The 15,244-nt window shown below is 69.2% G+C and carries 20 protein-coding genes; 15 read left to right on the top strand and 5 right to left on the bottom strand.

Features of this window, described 5'->3' with window-relative positions; all coding sequences use genetic code 11:
• Positions 1-90 precede the first annotated feature (90 nt).
• Positions 91-582 carry a hemerythrin domain-containing protein gene (locus ABZ910_RS26750; RefSeq protein ID WP_361369571.1) on the bottom strand — a complete coding sequence of 164 codons (492 nt, stop codon included), beginning with the start codon at positions 580-582 and terminating at the stop codon, positions 91-93.
• A gap of 243 nt (positions 583-825) precedes the next feature.
• Between ABZ910_RS26750 and ABZ910_RS26745 the strand changes: the two genes are divergently transcribed.
• The 10 genes from ABZ910_RS26745 (at position 826) to ABZ910_RS26700 (ending at position 6,325) form a co-directional block, all read left to right on the top strand.
• Positions 826-1,176 carry a gas vesicle protein gene (locus ABZ910_RS26745; RefSeq protein WP_361369570.1) on the top strand — a complete coding sequence of 117 codons (351 nt, stop codon included), beginning with the start codon at positions 826-828 and terminating at the stop codon, positions 1,174-1,176.
• Between the two features lie 3 nt (positions 1,177-1,179).
• Positions 1,180-1,632 (top strand): gas vesicle protein GvpJ, encoded by a 453-nt coding sequence (gene gvpJ / locus ABZ910_RS26740; protein ID WP_361369568.1) that lies wholly within the window; start codon positions 1,180-1,182, stop codon positions 1,630-1,632.
• Positions 1,633-1,637: 5 nt separating this feature from the next.
• A complete protein-coding gene (locus ABZ910_RS26735) occupies positions 1,638-2,351 on the top strand; it encodes a GvpL/GvpF family gas vesicle protein (RefSeq protein ID WP_361369566.1) in 714 nt (237 codons plus the stop codon).
• Between the two features lie 70 nt (positions 2,352-2,421).
• Positions 2,422-2,955: a hypothetical protein gene (locus tag ABZ910_RS26730; RefSeq protein ID WP_361369564.1), complete on the top strand. Its 534-nt coding sequence runs from the start codon at positions 2,422-2,424 to the stop codon at positions 2,953-2,955.
• The gene (locus tag ABZ910_RS26725; protein ID WP_361369562.1) at positions 2,948-3,961 is read left to right on the top strand and encodes an SRPBCC family protein; all 1,014 of its coding nucleotides are present in this window, start codon (positions 2,948-2,950) and stop codon (positions 3,959-3,961) included. Before ABZ910_RS26730 ends, ABZ910_RS26725 begins: the two co-directional genes overlap by 8 nt.
• A 27-nt stretch (positions 3,962-3,988) precedes the next feature.
• On the top strand, positions 3,989-4,492 hold the full coding sequence (gvpJ, locus tag ABZ910_RS26720) for a gas vesicle protein GvpJ (RefSeq protein ID WP_361369560.1): 504 nt from the start codon (positions 3,989-3,991) through the stop codon (positions 4,490-4,492).
• A gap of 3 nt (positions 4,493-4,495) precedes the next feature.
• Complete coding sequence (locus ABZ910_RS26715) at positions 4,496-5,302, top strand: GvpL/GvpF family gas vesicle protein (RefSeq protein ID WP_361369559.1); 807 nt, start codon at positions 4,496-4,498, stop codon at positions 5,300-5,302.
• 3 nt (positions 5,303-5,305) lie between these two features.
• Positions 5,306-5,527 (top strand): gas vesicle protein, encoded by a 222-nt coding sequence (locus tag ABZ910_RS26710; RefSeq protein ID WP_361369557.1) that lies wholly within the window; start codon positions 5,306-5,308, stop codon positions 5,525-5,527.
• Complete coding sequence (locus tag ABZ910_RS26705) at positions 5,491-5,880, top strand: gas vesicle protein K (RefSeq protein ID WP_361369555.1); 390 nt, start codon at positions 5,491-5,493, stop codon at positions 5,878-5,880. Before ABZ910_RS26710 ends, ABZ910_RS26705 begins: the two co-directional genes overlap by 37 nt.
• A gap of 184 nt (positions 5,881-6,064) precedes the next feature.
• Complete coding sequence (locus ABZ910_RS26700) at positions 6,065-6,325, top strand: GlsB/YeaQ/YmgE family stress response membrane protein (RefSeq protein WP_361369553.1); 261 nt, start codon at positions 6,065-6,067, stop codon at positions 6,323-6,325.
• 37 nt (positions 6,326-6,362) lie between these two features.
• Here the strand turns inward: ABZ910_RS26700 and ABZ910_RS26695 are convergent, their stop codons facing one another.
• Positions 6,363-7,310: a helix-turn-helix domain-containing protein gene (locus ABZ910_RS26695; RefSeq protein WP_361369551.1), complete on the bottom strand. Its 948-nt coding sequence runs from the start codon at positions 7,308-7,310 to the stop codon at positions 6,363-6,365.
• A gap of 264 nt (positions 7,311-7,574) precedes the next feature.
• Here ABZ910_RS26695 and ABZ910_RS26690 point away from each other — a divergent pair, with 264 nt between their 5' ends.
• Positions 7,575-7,841 carry a hypothetical protein gene (locus tag ABZ910_RS26690; RefSeq protein WP_361369550.1) on the top strand — a complete coding sequence of 89 codons (267 nt, stop codon included), beginning with the start codon at positions 7,575-7,577 and terminating at the stop codon, positions 7,839-7,841.
• Between the two features lie 12 nt (positions 7,842-7,853).
• Here the strand turns inward: ABZ910_RS26690 and ABZ910_RS26685 are convergent, their stop codons facing one another.
• Positions 7,854-8,210, bottom strand: a complete 357-nt coding sequence (locus ABZ910_RS26685) for a CAP domain-containing protein (RefSeq protein WP_361369548.1) — start codon at positions 8,208-8,210, stop codon at positions 7,854-7,856.
• 1 nt (position 8,211) lies between these two features.
• Here ABZ910_RS26685 and ABZ910_RS26680 point away from each other — a divergent pair, with 1 nt between their 5' ends.
• Both ABZ910_RS26680 and ABZ910_RS26675 read left to right on the top strand, forming a co-directional pair.
• Positions 8,212-8,661, top strand: a complete 450-nt coding sequence (locus ABZ910_RS26680; protein WP_361369547.1) for a hypothetical protein — start codon at positions 8,212-8,214, stop codon at positions 8,659-8,661.
• 532 nt (positions 8,662-9,193) lie between these two features.
• Positions 9,194-9,382: a hypothetical protein gene (locus tag ABZ910_RS26675; protein ID WP_361369545.1), complete on the top strand. Its 189-nt coding sequence runs from the start codon at positions 9,194-9,196 to the stop codon at positions 9,380-9,382.
• Between the two features lie 93 nt (positions 9,383-9,475).
• Here the strand turns inward: ABZ910_RS26675 and ABZ910_RS26670 are convergent, their stop codons facing one another.
• A complete protein-coding gene (locus ABZ910_RS26670) occupies positions 9,476-10,771 on the bottom strand; it encodes a DUF1479 domain-containing protein (protein ID WP_361369544.1) in 1,296 nt (431 codons plus the stop codon).
• A gap of 90 nt (positions 10,772-10,861) precedes the next feature.
• On the opposite strand from ABZ910_RS26670, the gene ABZ910_RS26665 reads away from it, so the two are divergent.
• The gene (locus tag ABZ910_RS26665) at positions 10,862-12,010 is read left to right on the top strand and encodes an ROK family transcriptional regulator (protein ID WP_361369542.1); all 1,149 of its coding nucleotides are present in this window, start codon (positions 10,862-10,864) and stop codon (positions 12,008-12,010) included.
• A 177-nt stretch (positions 12,011-12,187) separates the two neighbouring features.
• Complete coding sequence (locus tag ABZ910_RS26660; protein WP_361369540.1) at positions 12,188-13,645, top strand: hypothetical protein; 1,458 nt, start codon at positions 12,188-12,190, stop codon at positions 13,643-13,645.
• 39 nt (positions 13,646-13,684) lie between these two features.
• On the opposite strand, the gene ABZ910_RS26655 is transcribed toward ABZ910_RS26660, so the two are convergent.
• Positions 13,685-14,974 (bottom strand): hypothetical protein, encoded by a 1,290-nt coding sequence (locus ABZ910_RS26655; RefSeq protein WP_361369538.1) that lies wholly within the window; start codon positions 14,972-14,974, stop codon positions 13,685-13,687.
• Between the last annotated feature and the right edge of the window lie 270 nt (positions 14,975-15,244).

The following is a 15,244-nucleotide window of genomic DNA, read 5'->3' as shown; positions in this document are numbered from 1 at the left end:
GACGCGGAGCGAACGCGGGAGACCAGCGTGCCCAACACCGTTCGGGGCACACGACTGAGCACGAGTCCTGGCAGCAGGACTCACTCCCGCTCAGTATCTAGGAACGGTGTCGGGCATAGAGGGATGCGGACGGGTCGGCGCGGTCTTCTTCGCCCGTCGTACCTTTTCGCCCAGCTCGTAGAGGGTGTCCTCGGAGCAGGCCGCGCGCAGTTTCGGAAAGAGGTGCTCCTCCTCGTCCGCGATATGCGAACGGACCTCGGACATCAACGTGCCGATGAGCCGGTCGAATTGAGCGTCGCCGGCCTCGTGGCCCTCGAGATCCTTCATGATCTGCTCGGCCTTGGCGTGGTCCTCGATCTCCTCGTCGGCGAGGGCGTCGCCGTTCGTCACGTGCTTGCGCACGGCCGCGTAGAGGTACTCCTCTTCGGCGACGGAGTGCCGTACGAGCTCCATCGTGGCCTGCTCGGCGCACGTCTTCCGTTCCTTGTCGCCGGGCGGCAGCGCCTCGATGCGGCCGAAGAACTCCTCGACCTCACCATGATCGGTGACCAGTTCGTCGATGACGTTCCCACCGTGTCCCATGGCCGACGCCTCCGGCAGCGAGCGGGCGGCGACTCCGACCGGATCTGCCGCACCTTCCGGGTGCCCCTGCCGCGCAGAACGGAACCGGACCGAACCTGAGGGGACCGGACCGGGCGGAGATGCGGAACCGATCGCCAAATACGCAGATCTTTCGTCCATAAATGGAGCTTTTGTCTGCATATGCCAGATGGATGTGGGTACCCCGGATGGGCAGAGACCCAAGGCTGTTGAGCAGGGTGGTGAATGATCACGACCGAGCGTGAGGAGCATCAGAAGACAGGAACGTCGAAGTCCAAGGGGCGGACGGCCAGGCGGCCGGCCTCCCCGGATCGCGTGTCGGCACCCCAGGCGATGCGCCGTGCGTCCGAGCAACTCGGCGAGCTGCTCGGCACGCGTCCGGAGTCGGTTTCCGCGCTGAAGCCGACAGAGGAGGGGTGGGAGGCCAAGGTCGAGGTCGTGGAGGTGCCACGGATCCCCGAGACGACCACCATCATGGCCAGTTACCAGGTCGTTCTGGACACCGAGGGCCACCTTCTGGCGTACGAACGTGACAGCCGGTACACGCGCTCCCAGGTGGACCGGGAAAGGAAGTAGATCGTGACTGTTGTGCCGCAGCAGGGGGCGGCGCCCGGCGGGGGCAGCGGAAATCTCTACGACGTGCTGGACCTGGTGCTGGACCGCGGCCTGGTCATCGACGCCTTCGTCCGGGTGTCACTGGTCGGCATAGAGATAGCGAAGGTCGACGCACGCGTCGTCGTCGCCAGCGTCGACACCTATCTGCGCTTCGCCGAGGCCGCCAACCGCCTGGACCTGGAGTCTGGAAGGAAGGCTCCGGCCCAGCTCACCGACGTCGCCGGGAAGCTGACCGAGGAGGGGTCCAAGGGCAAGAGCAAGGGCGCGCTGACCGGTGCCGTCGAGGCAGTGACCGAATCCCTTCGGGGAGGCCGTGACGAGGAAGAGGAGAGCGAGGAGGACAGCGAGCCCGAGAGGGTCAGGAGGTCCTCTTCGGGGCACCGCTCCTCCCGGCGTCGGGAGCGAGAGGAGGAGTAGCGGCCATGTCCCTGTACGTGTACGCCATCACCGCGGCATCGCATCCGCTGCACCTCGACGAACTCAAGGGCGTGGGCGATCCACCCACGGATCTGCGCGCCATCTGCGGCGATTCCGTCTGCGCCGTCGTCAGCGAGACTCCCGACGATCTGAAGGTCAAGCGCCGGGACATGAACGCCCACCATGAGGTGCAGGCCCGCTTGTTCGAGGAGGGCACCACCCTGCCCCTGCATTTCGGGCTGCTCGCCGAGGACGAGGACGCGGTGCGCGCCGTGCTCGCGGAAGGGGAGCAGGTTTTCTCACAACGCATCGAAGAACTCACGGACCGTGTGGAGTTCAACGTGAAGGCTGCCTGGGACGAGGATGCGGCGCTTCGCGACATCCTTGATCAATCCGAGGAGCTACGGAAGCTGAACGAGGCCACCCGGAACGACGACGCGACGTACGAGCAACGGCTGGCGCTCGGCGAGACGCTGTCCCAGGAGGTCCAGCGGCGCCAGGAGACGCTGGCCGCGGAGATCGTCGAGGAACTGCGCCCGCTGGTGCAGGCCGAGCGGGTCGCGCCGCCCTCCGACCAGTACGCCGTGAACGCCTCGTTCCTGATCGACCGGGAGCGTGCCGACGCGTTCGGCGAGGCGGCCGGACGACTGTCGGAGCGTCTGGGGGAGCAGGCCGGGATCAGAGTCCTGGGCCCGCTGCCGCCGTACAGCTTCGCTTGACGAGACGACATGGACAAGGGCCGAGTGATGGGCTCTGAAGCGGAGGCATTGCTCTGGTCGGGAGAACGTGATGATGAGCAGCGCCAAGATCGGTGCCGCCGTGGTCGGCGGTTATGTCCTCGGTCGCAGAAAAAAGGCCAAGATCGCCATCGGACTCGGACTGCTGCTGGCCGGCGCGGGCGCGCGTCCGCGGCAGCTCGCCAAGACGCTCACCGAGTCGCCGATCGTCGGCACGGTGAACGAGCGCCTGCGCGGCGAGCTGTCCGGCGTGGGCAAGGCGGCCGCCACCGCGGTCCTGACCTCACAGGCGGAGAAGATCGCCGACGCGATCCACGACCGCACCGAAGAGCTCCGCTTGCCGGAGAGCGAAGACAAGAGTCCCGTGAAGACCGAGCCCCCGGACGAGGAGGCCGAGGACATCGAGCCGGAGGACGAGGAGCCCGACGACAGCGCTTCCGACGAGAAACCCTCCGGCGCCAGGGCATCCCAGGCCAGGAAACCGGCGTCCAGGAGCACAACCAGGGCGCGGAAGACGGCCAGGAGCAGGCCCAGGGCGAAGGCACCCGCTTCCGGGACCGGGAAGAGGAGTGCGGACGATGGCTGAGAACAAGGCTCACGGCAATCCGGCCACAGACCGGCTGATGGAAGAGCTGGAGCACTACATCGAGGCCCGTCTCGACCGCGCGATGACCGGTGTGAGCCGCCGTATCAGTGGGGCCGTCACCGGGAATCCGCTCGCCAAGGGCGGCGCGAAGCTCGGGCACCTGGGAGAGGCGGTCGGCGACCTCGGGCAGAAGGTACTGCCGGGGAAGCTGCTTCCCGCGCTGGCCGGACACGCTGTGTCCCAGTTGACGGGTGCGGCGCACAAGGCCATGAGCTCCGCCAAGCCGTCCGCGGGACCCAAGACACTGGCGATCATCGAGGACATCGACGTCGGAGTGCCGGTACGCGTGGCCTACGACCAGTGGACCCAGTTCCAGGACTTCGACAAGTTCGCCAAGGGCGTCGTCTCCGTCGAGCAGCAGGACGACGCGACGACCGACTGGCGGGTGAAGGTCGCCAAGGCCAAGCGGACCTGGCAGGGGAAGATCACCGATCAGATCCCGGACCAGCGCATCTCCTGGACCTCCGAGGGCGCCAAGGGCACCACCAGGGGCGTGGTCACCTTCCATCCCCTGGGCGACAACCTGACGAAGGTGCTGGTCGTCCTGGAGTACTCGCCCCAGGGCCCGGTGGAGAAGACCGGTGCGCTCTTCCGGTCGCAGGGGCGTCGGGCACGGCTGGATCTGAAGCTGTTCCGGAAGTTCATCATGATGCGCGCTGAGGCCACCGGCGGCTGGCGCGGTGAAATCCGGGACGGAGAAGTGGTCCAAGAGGACACGGGCGAGGAGAGGCCCGCTGCTGAGGAGGAAGAAGAGGCGGAAGAGGAGGAAGAGGAAGAGCCTGAGGAGGACGAAGAGCTGTACGAGGACGAGGAGACGGAGGAGGACGAAGAACCGTACGAGGAAGACGAGTCCTACGCCGAGGAGGAGGTCGAGGAGGAGCCGGAAGAGGAGGAAGAGCCCGCAGCGCAGAGGCGGCCGCGTCGGAAGACGGCGACGAGGCGCTGAGCCGCCAGGAAACGAGGTGGGACCGTCGTGACCGGACCCGACTCCACCCGCTCCGCCCCGTCGCGGACGCTGTATCCCTACGGCGGCGGCGGGGACTCGGGAGCAAACCTTGCCGACATCCTTGAACGGGTGCTCGACAAGGGCATCGTCATTGTCGGCGACATCAAGATCAACCTGCTCGACATCGAGTTGCTCACCGTGAAACTGCGGCTGCTCGTGGCTTCCGTCGACAAGGCCAAGGAAATCGGCATCGACTGGTGGGAGCACGACCCCGCCCTGTCCTCCCGCGCCGATGAGCGGCGCGAACTCCGCGCCGACGAGCGGCGGGAACTGGATCAGCGGCGGGAGCTGGAGGACGAGAATGCACGGCTGCGCGGGCAGGTCAAGGCGCTGCGCCGCCGGGTCCGGGAGGCCGATACCGAGCTGCCCCCGGCCGAGCGCCGCAGGTCCGACACCGATGGACGACCCGAAGCGGCCCGTCGGCGCACGCGGAGCACCGCCGAGTCGGACGACGACGAGCGGGAGAGATGAGCCATGGAAGCCCCGCAAGCTCCGGAAGCCCATCTCAGTTACGCGTACGGAGTGATCCCGTCGGTGTCAGCGTCAGACCGCGCTTTGGCGGAGGCGCTTTCCGGCGTCCGCGGGGTCGCGGGCGCCCCGGTGAGCCTGGTCCGCTCCGGCTCCCTGGCCGCGGCCGTCAGCGCCGTACCCGAAGAGGACTTCTCGGAGCAGGCCCTCAAAGTCCGGCTCGAAGACCTGGAGTGGCTCGAGGCGGTGGCACGGCCGCATCACGCCGTCATCGAGGCCCTGTCGGCCCATACGACGGTCCTGCCGCTGCGGCTGGCCACGATCTATCTCGACGATGCCCACGTACGGGACATGCTCGACGGACGTGCGGAGGACTTCGCCGGACTGCTGGACCGGCTGGCGGACCACGTGGAGTTGGGCGTGAAGGTGTACGCCGTGCCACCCCGCGACCTTGAGGAAGCCGTGCCGGCTGAGGCCCCGCGCGCCACTTCGGGGCGCGACTACCTTCAGCGACGACGGCAGCAGCGGCACACCCGGGACACCACCTGGCGAGCGGCACGCAGCGCCGTGAGCCGTGTCCAGGCCGAAGCCGGCAGGTTCGCCGTCGACAGTGCCCACTACCGCCCGCAGCAGGGCCGTCTCGCCGAGGGCGCGGTGGGCGAGAACGTCGCCAACGAGGCGTATCTCGTACCTCGCTCCCTGGCGGACGAGTTCCGTGCCCAGGTGCAGCGGTCCGTCGACGATCTGCAGGGAGTACGCGTCGAGGTCACCGGGCCGTGGGCGCCGTACTCCTTCGCCGGGAGGAGTGCCTGAGCGGTGACCGTGGAACGCGAAGACCCGATCGCCGACCGGCAGATCGCCTTGATCGATCTGCTCGACCGGCTCCTCAGCGGAGGCGTGGTGCTCACCGGGGACCTCATGCTGTCGATCGCGGACATCGACCTCGTCAGGATCTCCCTGCGGGCGCTGATCGTCTCCGTCACCGAGGAGATGGAGGAGCTGTGGATCCCCGGCGAGCCGACCGCCTCCGCGAAGTGAACCAGGCGGCGGAACGCGCCTTCTCCCTTCTGCCCGCACGCCCGGACGACGTCCCCTACCGCACGGGAAGAGGCGACCGCGCGATCAGCCGCCTCCGCACCGATCCCGACACCGTGGAACGAGATCTCGTCAAGCTCGTCCTCACCATCGTCGAGCTGCTGCGCCAGCTGATGGAACGCCAAGCACTGCGCCGGGTCGACCGGGGCGATCTCACCGAGGAGCAGGAAGAGCGGCTCGGCCTCACCCTCATGATTCTGTACGACCGCATGAACGAACTCTGCGAGCGCTACGACCTGACGATGGAGGACCTCAACCTCGACCTGGGTCCGCTGGGGCCGCTCCTCCCACCGTGAGTTCCTGTGTCCCTGTGTCTCTGAGCCCTGTCCCTCTGAGCTCCGACCCTGAGCTCGCCCTGATCTGGCCCTGACCGAGCCCTGATATCGCGGATGCGGCATGGCATTTCCGGCGCTTACCGCCCACTATCGGGAGTGAAAGCGGGCATGTGGCAGACAGAGAGCCCTTCGATGGGAGGCGTCAGTGGAGATCTCAGGCTTCTTCAGCGCCCTCGTGATCGGTCTGGTGATCGGTGCGCTGGGGCGGTTGGTCCTGCCGGGCCGCCAGAGCATCGGCTGGATCTGGACGATCCTGATCGGCATTGCGGCGGCGCTCGCCGGTGCGGCCATCGCCAGTGCGCTGGGTGTGGCGAACACCAGGGGCGTCGACTGGATCGAATGGCTGATCCAGATCGCCCTGGCGGCAGCCGGCGTGAGCATAGTCGCCCGGGCGAAAGCCCGCTGAGTCGGCGAAAAGGGGGCACGAGTCCGTGCCGTGGGCGTCAGCCGCTGCCGTCGGCGTGCCGCCTGAGGTCGGCGGCGTTCTGGCCGAACTGGGCTTTCAGGGCGCGTCCGACGTGCCGCGGGTCGCTCATGCCCCAGCGGGCGGCGACGGCCGCCACGGTGCGGTCCGCGAGACGGGGGTCCTGGAGGTCGCGGCGGACGCGTCGGAGCCGCTCGTACCGCAGCCAGGTGGCGAAGCCGACTCCTGTGCGTTGGAAGAGCGGCTGGAGATGCCGCGTCGAGATGCCGTGGCGCTGCGCCACCGAGGCGAGGCACAGGGCCGGGTCGCAGAGGTTGGCCGGCACGTAGGCCATGATCCGGTCGGCCAGCTCGGCGGCCGTGTCGACGCGTTCGGCCGTGATGCCTGTGAAGGCGGCGATGAGCAGGGACGCGAGGGCCTCACCCAGGTAGGCCGCCGCGGCGCCCGTCACCTCGCTCGGGCACGGATCCAGACTGGTCAGGAACGCGGCCGCGATGCGGCAGGTGCCCGTGTCGGCCGCCAGGGGCTGGGCGGTGCACCGCGCCATCCGGTCGGCGTGCGGGCCGAGCAGTGCACGCGGCATTCCGATGACGGTGACGTCGCAAGGGCCCGCGACGGCCAGTTCGTAGGGGCGTGCTGTGTCGAGCGCGACGAGACGGCCCGCCGTGACCGGATGCTGCCGGTGCCCTTGGGTCACGGTGGCGGAGCCCTGATGGTGCAGGGTCACCTTCACCAGGTCGGGATCGGTCGAGGTGATGAGGCGCGCCGTGCGTGACACGGTGTGCGGTGCGCTGCGGATGCGTGCCACCGCTACCTGACCCATGCGGCCGGCGACGATGCCGGCCGAGAACTCCTCGTGGGCGGTGGCCGTGACCGACAAGGGGACCAGGAGGGAGGACGCGGTGGCCTGGAGTTGATCCGGATGGTCGTACAGGTCGTGCAGTGCTCGGCTGCCATGGGTGTGCAAGGTCGCTTCACCCCGTGTCGTGTCCGACGTCCCTTTCGCACGATAGAGGCGCGCGCCCTGGCGTGCACAGGCCGCATCCGGCTGCGACTCGCGCAGCCGCCGTCGGCGCCTTCGGCCCGCCTTCGCCTGCCTCGGCACGCAGGGCGCGGAATGGCGACGCCCTGGGCGCGGGATGGGTACGCGCCTGAGACGGCCGGGCCTAGGGTCGATGCCCGTGGGCGGACGCCCATGGGTTGGCACGGAAGCGGACCGAAGGAGCGGGGGATGAAGGGGATCGCACGTATGAGGACGCGGGCCGCGGGCAGGGCGTTGCTCGGGCTGGCGGTCGCCGGGGCAGTGGCCGCCGGCCTCGCGGCGGCCACTCACGTGGTACCGGGTGACGCCCCGCGTGACGGGCACATGGTGGCCGGTGAGCACAACTGGGGCATAGCGCCGGTGCACCTGAGGTCCGGGGTCGAAGCGTCGTCCGACGAGGCCGGGCCTGCGGGGAAGGTCGAGCCACAGTCGGCCAGTTGGCCTCCGGTCGGCTGAACTCCCCGGTGCCTACAGGGCGGTTGCGAAGTCCTGGGTCCAGTAGCTGTTGGGCTGCGCGAGACCGACGCCGATCTCCTTGAACGAACAGTTGAGGATGTTGGCCTTGTGGCCGGGGCTGGACATCCAGCCCGCCATGACCTGCTCGGGAGTGGCGTACCCGTAGGCGATGTTCTCGCCGTAGGCGCTCCATCGATAGCCGGCACTCGTGATCCGGGCGTCCGGGGACGACCCGTCGGATCCGGTGTGCGACATGTTCCGGTGGGCGGCCATGTCCGCGCTGTGTGCCTGCGCGGCCTTGGTGAGGGTCGGGTCGAGGGTCACGGGCGAGCAACCGACCTTGCTGCGCTCGACGTTGACGAGCTGCACGATGCGTGCGGCGACCGTGGGCGTGGAGGTCGTGGCGGTGGTCTTCGGAGCCGCGGACGGCGTGGAGGTCGCGGTGGGCGCCGTGGTCCTGGGCTCGGGGGACGCGGTCTTCACCCTGGCCGTGCGCTTCGGCGCCGAGGTCTTCTTCGGGGCGCTCGTGTGGGAGGCCGGCCGGTGCTTCGGCCGCGTAGTGGTCTTCTTCGGAGTGCTCGACGGCGCGGCGGTGGGAGTCTTCGATGCGGCCGGAGTGGGCTTGTCGGTCCGGTGGCCGTTCCAGCGGTCATCCCAGTCGCGGTACCAATTGGCGTCCTTCCGCCAGTCGTTGGCCGCACTCGCCTCGGTGCCGGAGAACGGATTTATTCCGCCGTTCCGCCACTCGGCACAGGCCACGGCGACAGATGGCACACCCACGGCGCCTATCGCGATGGCGGCGATGACTATTCGCCGGTAGTGCGGATTTTTGCGATGCGTTCCCATGCGTGACCTCACTCGGTAATCGCCGAGCGCTCCTTGTGCGGCTGGCTGTGCGCAGACTCCGCCCGTTCTGAACTGCGGAGATGTCCTGCGCGTCGTCATTCTTAGGGCAGCCTGTCACAGGACGCAATGGGCGTCGTGCGACGTCGCTTCGTAGTTTCCGTCTGCTTATTGCAATGTGCCGGTGATTGTTTCGGTCCGGCTTCCGAGGGCTTTGCGGAATTCTGTTGCCTCGTCAAAAACCCTTTGGCTGCGAAGGAGGAGCAGAGCCGGGGGGAGACCCTGATGCGGGCAAGTCGGGCATGGCGAGTTCGCGTGCCAAGACGGACAAATCCCATATGTCGGCAGAGTGGCATCTCCTCTTCGGTGCGCCTAGTTCGTGGAGTCGCTGTGGCGGATGTCACGGAACTTTCGCGCCCAGGGATGCTCCGCGAGCGGTCTGGTGCGGTTCGGCTCGGCCCGCCCGGGCCCCGCTCGCATCGTTCCGAACTTAGCCGTACAAAAGACTCATGAGTGAGGAAACGGGCAAGGTTTACCATCCGGGCGAAATCGTCCCCGCCTCGGGGATCTACGAGTGCGACTGCGGCGAGGAGCACGACTACAGCACCGATGTGAAGGGTCACCGCTTCCCGCCGATGCAGCACGACTGCCGCGGAAGCGGCTGGACACTCAAGACGGCGACCCATCGCGACGACTGACGCCGCGGTCGCGGAAGTGCGCCGCCAGGCGGAGGAGTTCGCCCGGCGGCACCATCGTGTCCAGGGGGAGGAGAGCCCCTCAGGGGGCCGGTGTCAGTCGAGGGCCATGCCGCGGCGGCCCGTCTCGTTGAGATCTTCGGGGGTGAAGCTGTCGCTCCATGTGCGCTCGTAATGTTCGGCGGGGAAGTCGGCGGGGCTGGAGGCGGTGAGGAAGGCCGCGCGGACCTCATGGGCGTAGCGCTCGTTGCGGGGGCACCAGGGGGCGGCCGGGATGTACATGACGTTGCCCCAGCCCTTCTGGTTCTCCACCGGGGCGACGCTGTGCACCATGTCGCAGTGCCACCAGACGGAGTCGCCGGCCCGGACGTCGGGGATCGGGGTCAGGGCGCGGTACAGCAGAGGGTGCCAGCGCCTGGTGACGGGGAAGACCTGGTTCGTGCGCACGCCGCACATGGAGTCCTCGGGGACGTCCGGCAGCAGGGGGCGCAGCAGCAGGTAGGTGATGGCCTCCGGTATCGGCACGGTGTGCAGCATGCCCTGGTCGGCGTCCATGTCCGACAGGGCCGTCCAGCCTTGGAAGGTGCGGAACGCGGAGCACATCGTGGAGCCCGGGTACTGCGGGCCGGTGGTGCGGTGGGCCGCGTCCCACGGGTCGTACTGCTCGGCCGAGCCGTCGAAGAGGTGCCGGAACGCCTTCTGGTACTCATCCGTCATCCATAGATCCAGGGTGCCGGGATCGCAGTGGGTGCCCAGGCCGGCGGAATCGGTGCCCGGCGGACGGCGGCGGATGCGGTCCGGGTACATCGCGTCGCGGTCCGGATCGAACCATGTGGTGCCGTCGTCGGAGGTGTGCTTCCAGAGCGAGTTGAGGAAGGACTGCACCGTGGCCATGCGGTCGGACTGGCGTGCCTGCATCTGGGGCCGGGACCAGTAGACGGGGTAGATCTCGGGCTTGGATCCGACGCTGCCGAAGAAGTCGTCGCCGGGCCCGGCGTAGTGCTCGAAGAACCGGTTGCTCTCGACGTAGTCGACGATGCCGGCGTCCCAGGCCAGCGCCTGCTCGCGCGGAAAGTGGCCGCGTACGACGAGACATCCGCGCCGCCTGAGCTTGGCCAGCTCGGAGGGCGGGACGGTTCCGCCGCGGATCGCTTCGTAGTCCAGGACGGGCCACACCTCCTCGCCCCGCTCCCGGTCGGCCTCGATCTCGGCGACGCGGGACGCGATGCGCTGCTCGACGGCGGCGAACACCTCCTGGACGGTGCGCCCCGACGCTTCGATGCGGGCGCGAAGGGCGGGTTTGATCTCGCGGACGGCCGCCTCCAGGTCGGCCGGGGTCTCCTCCCAGTGCGGCAGGGCGGGGGCTTGGTGCGGGCCAGCGGCGAGCGTCATCGCTCGACTCCTTTGGTGAAGACTCCTTACTAAATCCCACGGTAGGCCCCTCGCCCCATTTGGGCAAGAGTCCTTACTAGGATGGTGGGCATGGCCCCACGGAAGCCGTCACTGGAGTTGCTGCGCGCCCTGACCGACGAGAACGTGCTGCGTTCCCTCATGGCCGACAGGCGTCTGACCCGGGCCGAGATATCCGCCCGTACCGGCATCTCGAAGCCCACGATCTCCGACAGCGTCCAGCGGCTCAGCGAGGCCGGCCTGGTCGTCGACACCGGTGAACGCACCACCGGCCGCGGCCGCACTGGCACCTACTACTCCCTCGCCCCGCAGCTCGGCGCCGCTCTCGTGGCGAGCATCTCCCCGCACGGAGTGGACGCCGAGGCGGTCGACGCGCTCGGCACCGTCCAAGGGCAGGTCCACATCCCCCTGGGCGTGGACGCGGGGCCGCGCAGGGCCGCCGAAGCCCTGGCCGACGCGGCCCGCCGGCTGGCCGGTCAGGTCTCCGGAGAACTGCGCCTCGCGGTGGTCAGCGCCGCCGACCCGGTGGACCGCAGCACCGGCCGGCTCGTTCACCTGCCCGACGCGCCCTTCCTCGTCGGCGACCTCGACCCGCCCGCCGCCCTGGCGGCCTCCGTGACCGGACCCGTCATCGTGGACAACGACGTCAACTGGGCCGCCCGCGCCGAACGTCACAGCGGCTGCGCGGTGGGCGTCGACGACTTCGTCTACCTCCACCTCGGAGAAGGCCTCGGCTGCGCCGTGGTCAACGACGGCGCGGTACGGCGTGGCCACCACGGGTTCGTCGGCGAGATCGCCCATCTCTGCACGGCGGGCCCGGACGGTACGGCCATGCCCTTCACGGAGGTCTTCGCCGCGCTCGACCTGCGCCGTCCCGCGTCCACCGCGATCGACGTCACCGCTCTCCGGACGCTCCTGGCGGCGGACGGCGAGCAGGCGGACCACACGCGTACCGTCCTTGCCCGCGCGATCGGCGCCGTCCTCGCCGCGGCCGTCTCCCTGGCCGATCCCCGGATGATCGTCATCGGCGGCGCATGGGGCAGCTGCCCCCGCATGGTCGCCGCGATCGACGAGCACTTCAGCCCCACTCCACGGCCCGCTCCCGTCACCGCCGCCGTACTGACCTCACCCGAACTGGCCGGAGCGCGCGCCCGAGCGGTGGAGGAACTCCGCATGCTGATCGTCGAGTCGACACGCCCTGCCGACCGTGATGGATCCTGACGCTCCCTCAACTCCTGAGTCAGGCCTGGGCACAGCCCGCGGTCCCTTCGAGGCCCGGGGATGACGAAGGCTCGGATGAGGCGGATTCGTGAAGTGATCAACTCCCGTACAACCAGCCCCCACTTCGGCGAGTCGAACTTCCGTCAGAGTCCCCCGCCTTGCGAGGAAGCCGAAATCATGCACAACCCGCGACAATCGCACGCGACCCGCGCCCGCACCGCCGGGCGCACGCGATCCCGTGCCCTGTCCTTCGCCGCCACCGCGGCGGCGACCCTTCTCTGCCTCGGTGCCGCCACAGGCCCCGCGCTGGCCGACAGCCCGCCGGAGACGGACTACCTCTGGATCACGGCTCCCTCCGACCTCACGCTCCCCACCGCCGACCCCGACACCGGCGACGCCGTCTCCAACACGATCGACATCGTGCTGAACCACGACAACACCCACAACTCGGTCTCCGGCGGCACTCTCACCATCGACGCCTCCGACCTGACCGACGTCGCCGAGGTGACCTGGCCGTCCGCCTGCACCCCCACCTCGGACACCGCCGCCAGCTGCCCCTTCGGCTCCCTCGACGGCTCCCCGTGGACGTCCGTCGCCAAGATCGACATACGCGCCAAGGCCGGCGCCCCGGACGACGCGACCGGCGCCCTGCACTACTCGGCGACCGCCGACAGCAGCTTCGGTACGCTCACGTCGTACCCCACCGACACCCAGATCCAGCTCGGCAACGGCCCGGACCTCGGCGTCAACCAGCTTCCGTTCCTCAAGGACGTACAGCCCGGCACGGACCTGTCGCAGCCGATCCGCCTCTCCAACCACGGCAACGAGGCCGCCGACCGCACCATCCTCACCCTCTTCGCCTCGCACGGCCTGAGCCTGACCAACCGCTTCAGTAACTGCACCTACCTGAACGCGGACCGCGTCACCAACCCGACCGGCACCACCGCCGTCTGCGTGCTCGACGAGCCGATCGAGCCCGGGCAGTCCTACGACCTCTCGGCGGCCGGCGCGGTCACCGCCACGGATGCCGCGCTGTACGAGCGGTTCGACTACTCCGTCGACCCGTACTCGGACGAGGCCTACCAGCAGGCCCTCGCCGGCCGCCCGTTCGTCCAGGGCACCGGTCCCGAGCTCGACGCCGCCCCCGTGGCGTCGGCGCGCACCTTCGCCGCCCAGAGCCAGGACCTCAACTCCGCGGACAACTACCGCATGACCCAGATCACCGCCACCAACACCGCCGACTTCGTCGCCCAGGCCGACGACATCACCGGCGCCGCCCCGGGTGACACCGTCACGGCCCGCGTCGGCGTCAAGAACCAGGGTCCCGCCTGGGTGGCGTCGCTCGCCGCCGGCGCGAACGTCGCGCCTCTCGACGTGCGCCTGCCCGAGGGTACGACCGCCGTCTCCGTGCCCGACATGTGCTACGTGCGGGGCGCCAACCTCTACCGCTGCTACACCCCGGTCTTCCTCTGGGAGAAGGACAGCTTGACCTTCGACTTCAAGCTCCGCGTCGACAGCATCGTCGACGGCGCGAAGGGCTCTGTCGCCACCGTGAACGACAACACTGACCTGCCCATCGAGGACTTCGACCCCAACCTGTCCAACAACGCCACCGAGTTCACGCTCGCGGGCTGACACAGCCGAATCCCCCCGGCCGCCGACATGCGGATGCGCCTACGCGCGGACGCGGCACCGGCGCGGCGCCCAGTCGCCGATCCACGGCCGGGGGGACCGTCGTACGACCTTCGGTGCACCGATCGACGCACGATCCGGTGCACCGTCCGCGGAAGCCGCTTCCGGCCGGCGATCCGAATCCGGTCGGCGATCCAAGGCAGCCGCGGTGAACCGGTCCGCGCGGTCCAGGTCGGCCAGCAGGCGTTCGACGTCGGTCATCAGCGAGCCGTACACGTGCCAGGCGCCCGGCTCGGACAGCGCGCCGTGGACGATCAGATCGGTCATCGTCCGATGCCAGGCCGTGGCTTCGACGATGCCCTGACGCAGCCTGTCGCGGGGGCGGGTGCCCTCGGTGTCCTCGGGGTCGTCGGCCCGCCCCGAGGCGGCGAACGAGGTCACCGCCTGTCCGGCCGCCTCCAGGGTCGCCGCGTACCGGTCGAGGAAGAGCCTGCCCAGGTGGTGGTCGGTGTGCCGGTCGTCGACGTTGTCGGCCAGCGTCCGGGCGATGCCGCGGACCTGGAAGGAGACGTGGTGCAGGGCGCGGAGCGCCTCGCCATGGGCCGGCGGCTTCTCCTTGCCGCGGACGGTGCAGCGCGTGTTCCAGCGCAGGCTCTCCTGGCCCCGGCGGACGTCCTCGTGGGCCTGCACCACCAGTTCCTCCAGGTGCCTGCCCTGCTCCAGCCAGGTGTGCGCGTGGTCGGTGTGCTGCCGTTCCCGCAGGCCGCGCCCCATGTCACTCAGCAGCGCCCCCATGGCCGCGGCGAGATCACGCACCGAGGCGTCGGAGGCGCGCAGGTGCAGCGGCGGCAGGACGAGGCCGTTCACCGCGGTTCCGACCGCCGCTCCGGTGAGTGTCGACAGGAGCAGTGCGACCAGGTGGCCCATCGGGGCGACCGCGGCCATCGTCAGGGCGAGCACCGCCGTCGAGACCACCTGCAGTCGGTCGTCGGAACTCCAACGGCCGCCGGGTCTCGTACCGGCACCGGCGAACAGCGCGATCGCCAGGATCGCCGCGACGCTTCCCGCGGTCGAGCCGAGCAGCCATGCGGCGGCCGCGGCCAGTGCCAGCCCCAGCGCTCGCGTGGTCACACTGCGGACGGCCTGCGTCATCGATCGGTGGATGGTCGGGGCGTTGACCATGAGGAGTGCCGTGGCCACGGCCGGGTACTGCTGCTCGCCCGGCAGCCACCACGAGGTGACCACCCAGGTCAGGAGTACCGCGATCAGACCCTTGACGCCCCGAGTGAGCACGGTGGCCGCCCGCCCGACAGAAATGGTTGAACGTTGCACGAAAGTGATGGTGGCACGGTTTGCCCCTGTTGGGGCAGTGACGTGGCGCACATCAGGGGGGCATCGGGAGGCTCGGTTACGGCCTCCCGGGGGGGCGACGCCTCTCGGTCCAGGCGGGCAGGGGGGTGAGCCGCGAATCTGTGGTTCTGCCCACATTTCATCCCCGATGGGGATATTCGTGGCAGTCGTCACGGCGTAGGGCGGGCGTTTTGTATACGTTCGCAGCTCCGTGTCCCTCTCATCTGTCTCATCTGTGTCTCTCACGTGAAC

Source organism: Streptomyces sp. NPDC046805 (assembly GCF_040645355.1).
Taxonomy (GTDB): Bacteria; Actinomycetota; Actinomycetes; order Streptomycetales; family Streptomycetaceae; genus Streptomyces.
Note: the sequence above shows the minus strand (reverse complement) of the source record. Positions and strands in the feature narration are given on the sequence as shown.